We start from the raw sequence: 7,014 nt of genomic DNA, 5'->3' as shown, positions 1-7,014 counted from the left end.
TCAGCATTGGGCAATCTGTCGCCCACCGTCTACGAACGGAAAATGGCAGCACGCCAACCTATCGTCGTGTCCGAAATTACTTGACCACAGCAGGTAATAGAGCGGATGGGGCGCCCTGACGAACCAGGGTTGCGAGAGGCATTGGTAGGGAGGCGATTCTTCCGGGTACGACAACTCTTGCACATACAAAGTGACATTTTTGTTCATGGTGGCCATGGCGCTATCCCTGTCGGTTGAGTGCGAAGGTCGTCATTGATGATTGCAAGCATCAAGCACTATAGGCAGCGCTGGCAAAGAGCAGATTGAGCGGACTCAATGGAATGAATGAGCCGGCTGCGCCTGATAGCGTCACGCCGGAGGAACCGCGCTGGTCAGGCGGGTTCTGAATGCACTGCGGTGGGGGAAGGGATTTACGCGAGATGCGCGCGAAATACGCGCCCGCCCCGCCCGTGCGGGGCGGGGGCAATTCGAAGCGGCTCAGGCGATCTGCCAGGCGCCGTCCTGGTAGATCCGCTCGTCGTCCAGATACACCGCCTCGGTGACGGCGAACACGTCGACGTGGTAGCGCGCGTCCTTGCGCTTGAACTGCGGCTTGGCGTAGACGCCGTGCTTGGCGCCCAGCGACAGGTGGATGCCGCACATGCGCTCGTAGGTGCCGATGTCGTCGACCAGCCGGCTGCGCGAGAACGCGCGGTTCATGCCGAAGCCCAGCTCGCGCAGCCAGACCTCGCCCTCGTGGGCGCGGATGATGGCCAGCATGTTGTCGAATTCCGGCGTGCTGTTCTCGGCGCCGGCGACGCGGCCTTGTTCGACGATCAGGGTGATCGGCGTGTCCGGCCGGTTGACGTGGAAGGAGGTGTCGCCGAAGACGAAGATGCGGACCCGGCCGTTGACCGCCTCCAGTTCGCGCGCCTCGGTGAACACCTCGCCCAGCGGGAACTGGCCGCCGATGTTGTTCATGCCGCTGTAGTCGCCGATGTTCAGCTTGGCCGACTCGAACGGCGAACCGAACACCAACTGCTCGCCGCCGCTGTCGACCCGGCCCGATTGGGCGCGGTCGATGCGCGCCTTCAGCGCGTGGCCGACGCCGCGGTAGTAGGCCGGGTCGTAGGCCAGCGAGTCGATGTAGTACTCGCCCTGCGCGCCCGGCATGCGCGCCAGGTGGACGTGCTCGATCACCTTCAGGCCGCGCTTGAACAGTTCGATGCGGATGCGGAAGGCCTCCAGCCGGAAGCTGGTCGACTGGATCAGCACCACCAGGTCGGCCGCCGCCATGGCGGCGAAGGCGGCCAGCACCGCCTCCGGCGTGACGCTGTCGAAGTCGATGAAGGTGGCGTTCGGCGCGGCGCGGCGGTAGGCCTCGGTCAGCGCCAGGTTCAGGTCGCAGCGGGTGTCGTAGACGATCAGCGCGGCCTGGCCGGGGCCGTGTTCGACGGCCATCGCCAGCAGGTCGGCGAGGTGGCGCGCGGCGCGCTCGACCTCGCTCTCGGCGATGGCGCCGTAGCGGCTGGCGGCGGGATGGTCGGAAGATTCGTCGGCAGATTCGTCGGCAGGGGCGGCGGTAGATTCGTCGGCTGATTCGGCGGCGGGGGCGGCGCTAGATTCGGCGGACGGCGCGGCGGCAAGGACGGTGGCGGCGGCGGCGGAGGGGGCGATGAGGCTCATGGGCGAATTCAAATTAGGGGCGAAAAAGGGCGGCGCGGCCGGCGGCGGGGCGGCGCCGGACCAGGCCGCCATTATACGGCCAGCAACAGCGGGTTCCCCTGACTGTGCTTTCTCCTTGTACAGGGCAGGGGTGCGATGTAGAATTCAGTGAAATATAGCCTAAGGGCAACTCGTGCCGCGCCGGAGGCTCGGCCGGCGCCTTGGACCAAGCAATTCCGCCGCGCGCCCACGCGGTCCCGTCGCCGGGGCTCGCTGTGCTGCGTTGACGTCAAAAAAACCGATAAGAATGGGATGCTTCGATGAGTTTAATGCTCGGACAGGATTTGCCACTGGGCCGGCCCGACGCTGACAGCAGCCGTTCGGCGCTGTTTGTGCCCAGCCAGAGCATCAAGGAAGACCTGCTGCAGACCATCAGGAAGGGCGCCGCCGTGGTCGGCTTCGGCAACCACGACCGCACGTTGACGATCTACTTCGAGAGCAACCGCTTCAACGATCCGGCCCTGGCCAGCTGGGCGCAAAAGGCGCGCAAGGCCTACGACCGCCTGGCCGAGAACCTGCCGACGGTGTCGAAGATGATCTGCGACCCGGAGAATTTCGAGCAGGTTGGCTACATCAACGGCAAGTCGATCAACATCCGCCGCATGCCGTCGCTGCTGCGCTGGCTGGAATACTCCGAGGCGCTGGAGACGGCACCGACCGAGGAGGTGGTGCTGTGGACACCGCCGCCGCCGCCGAAGAAGATCGGCTGAAGATCGGCTGAAATCCGGCTGAAATCCGGCTGAAATCCGGCCGTCCTGCGGCCGCCCGCGCGGCCGCCGGTCCCCGCCGCCGGCCGTTCGCGCCGGTGTTGTGTCCCAGAGTAATATTTTTCCAGGGAAATGAAATTCTCCCGTCCGCCATGCTAAGGTGGAACGCAGCGGCGCCCCGGGTGCCGCCTCGCGGCGACCACACGGTCAGCAGACCGGAACGCCCCATTTCACTTTGGAGACACGCATCATGAAAAACCTGTTTCGATTCCTCAGCCTGACCCTGTTCGCCCTGAGCCTGGGTGGCGGCGGCGCCATGGCGCAGGACGCGCCCAAGCGCGGCACCGCCGACGAGGCCGTGGCGATGGTCAAGAAGGCCGGCGCCTTCCTGCAAAAGAACGGCAAGGACAAGGCGATCGCCGCCTTCAACGATCCGAAGGGCGAGTTCATCGCCGGCGACCTGTACGTCTTCATGTTCGACAAGGACGGCGTGGCGCTGGCGCACGGCCAGAACGCCAAGATGGTCAACAAGAACCTGATGGAGCTGAGCGCCGGCGGCGTGTTCCCGATCAAGGAGTTCCTCAAGCTGGGCAACAGCCCGGCCGGCAAGGGCTGGGTCACCTACGTTTGGCCCAACTCGATCAGCAAGAAGCTGGAAGAGAAGAACACCTACGTCGAGAAGGTCAGCGACTACGTGATCGGCGTCGGCATCTACAAATAGTCCGCCCGCCACCGCGCCAGACGCCCCGCGAGCCGGGGCGTTTTTTTTGTCCCGTCCCCTTGGCCACTTGCGCTATTATTCGATGAGCAACTGCCGCCCGCCCCCGTGCGCAGCGACAGTGCCGGCACGAAAACTTTGTAATCATCCGACAACGACGGAGTGGCTCTGGATTGAGTAGCGACATGGCATATCGATGGGAAACGGCGGACAGCGTCTGGCTGGAACAGCAGGACGGCCAGTTTGAACTGAGCGACAGCAGGGATCTGGGACCGCTCGACTGGAGCGCGCAGGCGCCCGGCCGCCTGGCCGATCTGGCGCAGCTGCTCGGCGCCGCGCTCCCGGCCAGCTGCGCCCACGCCGCCATCTACCCCGAGGGCTTCGCCTTTTGTCCGCAGTGCGGCCAGGCCCTGCGCCAGGCCGCCCCGGCCGCTGCCGGCGCGCGCCGGCCGGCTTGGTGGGGCGCCAGCAGCAAGGCGCTGGCGGCCGCCGACGCGCCGCTGCCGCGCCATGTGCCGCATGGCTTGCCGATCACCGCGCTGCCGCTGGCCGCCAGCCTGGAGACGCGGCCGGCCGAGCCGGCCGTCGGCCAGGCCGAGCGCAAGCTGCCGACGCCGCCCAACGCGCTGTGCGTCTTCGCCGCCGCCCATTTCGGCTTCGCCGCGCCGCGCCTGCTGGCGCTGGCCTACAGCCGCAACGCGCTGCAGTACTGGGACCCGTTGGCGGCGCGCTGGTTGCTGCTGGCGCCGCAGCCGGACGCCGCCGATTTGTCGTTCACCCGTTCCGACTACGCCTGGCTGCCGCTTTCGTCGAGCGCCGCCGCGCCGGCGCGGCGCGGCGATGTCGCCGTGGTGCCGTCGGCGCAGGGCTTGCTGCGCCTGCGCATCAATCCGCTCAACGAAAGCTATGCCACCGAGCTGCTGCTGGCCGCCACCTTGGTCGCGGCGCCCGGCGCGCTGGGGCGGCAGATCGCCTGCCTGATCGAGGGGCCGGCCGGCGTGCGGCTGTGGAGCGCGCTGCCCGACGGCGGCGAGCCGGAGCTGCAGGACTGCGTCGGCGCCGCCGTGCCGTTGGAAGGTTGGTCACGTCCCTTCAGCTACGACGGCAAACTGATCTGGCTGCACGCCGAGGGCCACCTGGTCTGGTTGCCCGGCACCGATCCGCAGTGGCTGCCCTGGCCGCAGGGCTGGCAGCCGCGCCTGCAGTTCGGCGGCCCGGTGAAAAGCCGCCACGGCCTGCTGTGGCTGATCGGCCACGACGGCCATAGTTACTGCTTCCTCGAACTGGGCCGTCTCGGCGGACAAATCGAACGTATCGGCGGCGCCCGCCTCGGCTTCGGCACGCTGCTGTTCCGCCGTGGCCACCAAGTTAAGGACGAACCGTGGGAGCAGGAACACGTCGAGGACCAGACCAAGGGCGAGGCGCTGGTGCTGCCGCTGCTGGAGAACGTCAGCAGCACGCGCAGCCAGCCCTGCGGCCTGGTGCTGCGCATCGAGCACTATCCCGGCACGGCCGAGGCGGCGCTCGACGGCGACGTGCTGCCGCGCACCTTCATCGAATGGGTCGGCCAGCGCAACGTGATCCTCGACGAGGTGGCGCGGCTGACCAGGCCGGGCGACTGCGTGCCCTTCGTCTACGATGGCTGCCTGTGGCTGCACCATCCGAAGTGGAACGAGATACGCGGCTGGCATTTGAAGGCGGCGGCGTGACGCGCTCGCCGTTGGTCAACACACTGCCGCGCGCCGTCATCGGCACGCCGCCGCTTGCCGGCGTCGGCGTTGGCGTTGCTGTCGCTGTCGCGCCGGTGCGCCGGCACGGCTGGTCCGCGCTGGCCTTGCTGGCGGCGCTGGCGCCCGCCGCGCATGCCGCGTCGCCGGCGTCACCGGTGTCGCCAGTGTCAAGCTCCCACGTCTTCCTGGTGCAGAACTCCGGCTGGATGGACCCCTTCTACAGCGACCCCGCCTCGCAGTACAAGGCGCTGGTGGCCGAGGTGGTGCTGGCCGTCACCCAACCGGGCGACGCGCTGGTGCTGGCCGCCTTCAACCAGAGCTTGCCCGGCGCGCCGTCGCCGCGCGCGCTGCTGGCCACCAAGGTCGAGACGGAGGCGCCACGACGCCAAGTGACGCAGGCGCTGGCCGCGCTGCAGACGGCGCACAAGCCGGGCAGCGCCACGCTGGCCGACACCGACCTGGGCGAGGCCGTCGGCGCCGCCATCGACACGGCACTGGCGCGCCAGGCCGGCCTGGTCTGGCTGTTCACCAACAACAAGAACAGTCCGAACAACGACCAGGCCACGGCGCAGCGCAACCGCGAGTTCTACCAGCTGATCCACCACGGCGCGGCGATCCGCACCGCGCTGGCCTTTCCGTTGAAGATGCCGGTGCGGGCCGGCCGCTACAGCGCCAACGGTTTGATGGTCTACGTCTTCGCCATCCACGAGCAGGGCGCGCGCCAGCTCGACGCGCTGCTGCGCTCGGGCCGGCTGCAGCGCGTCATCACCGAGCCGCCGGCGCGCCTCAAACCGCTCGACCAGGACACCGTGCGGCTGGCCCCGGTCAAGGTCGACAACGCGCCCGGCGTGGCCTTCTCGATGACGCCGGACGGCTCGCTGCGCGCCGACATCGACGCCGGCGCCACCGCGCCACGCGCCAAGATCGCTTGGCGGCTGGAGAACGCGATTTATCCCTACACGATCAGCAGCGCCACGCTGGCGGCGCGCTCGCGCCTGGCCGGCGAGGACAAGCCGATTAGCCTGGGCCGCGACAGCGTGCGCGTGCTGGCGCCCGGCCAGGGCCAGCCGCTGTCGTCGGAGATGCAGCTGCCGGTGGCCCGCCTGCCGGGCAGCTGGTCGCTGGCGGCCTTCAAGTCGGCCGGCTCGGCCTATGTGCTGCCGGGCGAGATCGAGGTGAGCCTGGGCGAACAGAAGTTGGAGTTGTCGCAGGCCTTCCGCCAGCGCATGGCCACGTTGTTCCCCGGCGACCCGCTGCCCGACATTTTCACCCCGCCGAGCCAGGTGCAGGGCTCGCGCGCCGTGCTGCCGCTCGACGTGCGGGTCCACTTCGGCCTCGGTCCGCTGCTGGCGCTGGGCGGCGCCATGCTGGCGCTGCTGGCCGCCGTGGCGGCCACGGTGCTGGGCCTGACGCGCATGCGCAAGGTGGCGCTGACGGTCGAGGGCGAGCCGCGCACCATGCACAGCAAGGCGGGCATGCAGACACCGATTTTCGACCAGGCCGGCAACAAGGTGGCCGAGTTGCGCAGCACCCTATTCGGCCACACATTGACGCAGTTGCGCGACGGCGCGCAGGTGCGTTTGGGCCATTGAACACATCAGGAACAAACATGCAAAACACTCAGCAAGGCAGCACAGTGCAACCGATCCTTCTGGCGCAGGCCAACACCGACCCTGGCTTCAAGGTGCCCGGCGCCGGCGCGCCGGCCTCGGCTTCGGCCGCCGCGTCGGCCAGCAAGCCGCTCGACATCACCACGCCGGCGCCGGTTAATAACACCAGCAACACCAGCAACACCAGCAACACCAGCGGCGGCGGCATCGAGGTGGCGCCGGTGCAGGGCGCGCCCGCCACCGACACCTCGGCGCGCGACCAGTTGATCGCCGGCGCCGTTTTTCTGGTGCTGCTGCTGGTGTTCTTCCTCGCCCGCAACGCCTTCAGCAACCATCTGGTGCGCCGCCGCGTGGCGCCGTCCTCGGCCGACACCGCCGCTTGGCTGCTGTTCTGCGGCCTCGGTTTCGTCAGCGGCGCCGTCGTGCTGGCGGTGATGAACGCGAGTAAATTCCTCAGCGGCGCCATTACCGGCACCCTGCTGCTGCTCGGCGCGGCCGCCCTGGTCGGCGCCTGGCTGACCGGCCGCCGCTAACCTTTTCGAGAG

At 68.4% G+C, this 7,014-nt stretch carries 6 protein-coding genes; 5 read left to right on the top strand and 1 reads right to left on the bottom strand.

From position 1 onward, the window contains the following. Window positions 1-477: 477 nt before the first annotated feature. Window positions 478-1,665, bottom strand: a complete 1,188-nt coding sequence (locus tag H7U20_RS26540) for a M29 family metallopeptidase (protein WP_233411109.1) — start codon at window positions 1,663-1,665, stop codon at window positions 478-480. A 299-nt stretch (window positions 1,666-1,964) separates the two neighbouring features. Between H7U20_RS26540 and H7U20_RS26535 the strand changes: the two genes are divergently transcribed. From H7U20_RS26535 to H7U20_RS26515, 5 genes are all read left to right on the top strand, one after another. Continuing rightward, a complete protein-coding gene (locus H7U20_RS26535; RefSeq protein ID WP_199762145.1) occupies window positions 1,965-2,414 on the top strand; it encodes a hypothetical protein in 450 nt (149 codons plus the stop codon). A 247-nt stretch (window positions 2,415-2,661) separates the two neighbouring features. Continuing rightward, window positions 2,662-3,132 (top strand): cache domain-containing protein, encoded by a 471-nt coding sequence (locus H7U20_RS26530; protein ID WP_199762144.1) that lies wholly within the window; start codon window positions 2,662-2,664, stop codon window positions 3,130-3,132. 182 nt (window positions 3,133-3,314) lie between these two features. After that, on the top strand, window positions 3,315-4,838 hold the full coding sequence (locus tag H7U20_RS26525; protein ID WP_199762143.1) for a hypothetical protein: 1,524 nt from the start codon (window positions 3,315-3,317) through the stop codon (window positions 4,836-4,838). After that, entirely contained in the window at window positions 4,778-6,451 is a 1,674-nt protein-coding gene (locus H7U20_RS26520) for a hypothetical protein (RefSeq protein WP_370593262.1), read from the top strand. The genes H7U20_RS26525 and H7U20_RS26520 overlap by 61 nt, the downstream gene beginning before the upstream one ends. 17 nt (window positions 6,452-6,468) lie before the next feature. Next, a complete protein-coding gene (locus H7U20_RS26515; RefSeq protein ID WP_199762142.1) occupies window positions 6,469-7,002 on the top strand; it encodes a hypothetical protein in 534 nt (177 codons plus the stop codon). Window positions 7,003-7,014: the final 12 nt, after the last annotated feature.

It is taken from the genome of Rugamonas violacea (assembly GCF_016461825.1).
Classification (GTDB): Bacteria; Pseudomonadota; Gammaproteobacteria; order Burkholderiales; family Burkholderiaceae_D; genus Rugamonas.
This window is presented reverse-complemented; position numbering and strand designations above follow the sequence as displayed.